A 1,917-nucleotide genomic window follows, 5' to 3' on the forward strand; every position below is an offset into this window, starting at 1 on the left:
TGCGCCGACGGCTGCCCCCGCCGGTCCGACACCGCCGGTCCGACACCGCCGGTCCGACACCGCCCGCCGGGCGCACCCCCCTCGGTCGCGCCCGGCGGCGGCGCCCTCAGGCGGGCTCGCCCGGCGTGACCGGCAGCCGGGACAGGCCCCGGACCAGCGTCGACTCGCGGTACACGAGCTCGGACGGCTCGACGGCCAGCGCCAGGTCCGGCCGCTGGGCGATGAGCTTGCCGATCGCCACCCGGCCCTCGGTGCGCGCGAGCTGCGCGCCCAGGCAGAAGTGGATGCCGTGGCCGAAGAACACCCCCGACGACGAGTCCCGGGTGATGTCGAGCCGCTCCGGGTCCTCCAGCCACTCCGGGTCCCGGTTCGCCGCGGCGAGGCCGAGCATGACGGTCGACCCGGCCGGGATGGTCACCCCGGAGTACTCGACGTCCTCGCTGGCGAACCGCATCGGGGCATTGGAGACCGGGGACTCGAAGCGCAGGAACTCCTCCACCGCCGAGGTGATCAACGACGGGTCGGCCTGCAGCCGGGCGCGCTGCTCGGGGTGGGTCAGCAGGGCGAGCACGCCGTTGCCGATCAGGTTGACCGTGGTCTCGTGCCCGGCGATGAGCAGCAGCGTCGCCATGGCGACGAGCTCCTCGGCCGACAGGCGGTCGCCGTCGGCGTCGCTGACGGCGAGCAGGCCGGACAGCAGGGCGTCGTCGGGCTCGGTGCGCTTGCGCTCGATCAGCTCGGCGAGGTAGCCGTTCAGGCTGCCCATCGCGGCGAACTTCTCCTCCTGCGGGGAGTCGTCGACCATCACCGACGACCACGCCGAGAACATGTCGCGGTCCTCGGCGGGAACCCCCAGCAGCTCGCAGATGACCAGAACCGGGACGAGGAACGCGTACTGGCGCATGAGGTCGACGGGACCCTCGGCGGGCAGCGCGTCGAGCAGCTCCTGGGTGATCTCCTCGACCCGGGGCTGCAGGTCGTTCATCCGCCGCACGGTGAACGAGCGGCCGACCAGCTTGCGCAGCCGGGTGTGGTCCGGCGGGTCCATCAGGATCATCATCGGGATCGGCGCGGCCGGCTGGCCCTCGCGCTGGTCGGCGGGGAGCGTCCAGCGCCAGTCCTTGCTCAGCCGCGGGTCGACGAACGCCGCACGGACGTCGGCGTAGCGGCTGATCAGCCACGCCTTCCCGTCCGGCAGTGCGAGCTCGCGCACCGGCTCCTCGGTGCGCAGGGCCGCGTAGGCGGGGTGCGGGTCGGTCCAGAAGTCGCCCGAGAACAGGTCGTGCGTCTCGGTGCCGGTGGTGGTCAGCGCCATGGGGACCATGGTGCCAGCCATGGGTAAGCGACCGCTTACGTCAGTCGTGTGACCGAGCACACAGCGGGGTCGAGCTCGACGTCGGCCGGGGCCGGGTGGCCCAGGACGACCGACGCGGCCAGCGCCGCCAGTGCCGGGGCGGACTCGATGCCCGACCCGCCCTGCCCCGCGACAAAGAAGAACCCCGGGTGCTCCGGGCGCGCGCCCAGCACCGGGGCGCGGTCGGGGGCGAAGGTCCGCAGCCCCGCCCACGCGGTCCGGACCGACCGCAGCCCGAGCGTGGTCGCCGAGCCCACCCGGTCCAGGGCGAGGGCGACGTCGAGCTCGTCGGGCCGCGCGTCGCCCGGCTCGGCCGGGGTCTCGTCGGCCGGGGAGACCAGCACGACGTCCGCCTCGGCCTTCAGGTACCAGCGCTCGGCGGCGTCGGCGATCATCGGCAGGACGGCACCGTCGACGGTGAGCACCGACGGGTCGCCGACCGGGCAGGCGGCGATCGTGCGCCGGTACGGGGTCAGCCCGGCGCCGGGTACGCCGGCCAGCGCCGCCACCGCGTCGGCCCAGGCCCCGGCCGCGTCGACGACCACTCCCGCCCGCACCCGGTG

Annotated in this window: 2 protein-coding genes; both read right to left on the reverse strand. The window is 74.6% G+C overall.

All coding sequences use genetic code 11. The features are described from left to right. Positions 1-106: 106 nt before the first annotated feature. Complete coding sequence (locus GTW08_RS21560; protein WP_073574439.1) at positions 107-1,315, reverse strand: cytochrome P450 family protein; 1,209 nt, start codon at positions 1,313-1,315, stop codon at positions 107-109. A 35-nt stretch (positions 1,316-1,350) separates the two neighbouring features. Then, positions 1,351-1,917 (reverse strand): FAD-dependent oxidoreductase (locus GTW08_RS21565; RefSeq protein ID WP_161152446.1); only part of this gene is annotated, 567 nt, incomplete at its 5' end.

This window comes from Pseudonocardia sp. SID8383, assembly GCF_009864975.1.
GTDB lineage: Bacteria > Actinomycetota > Actinomycetes > Mycobacteriales > Pseudonocardiaceae > Pseudonocardia > Pseudonocardia alni.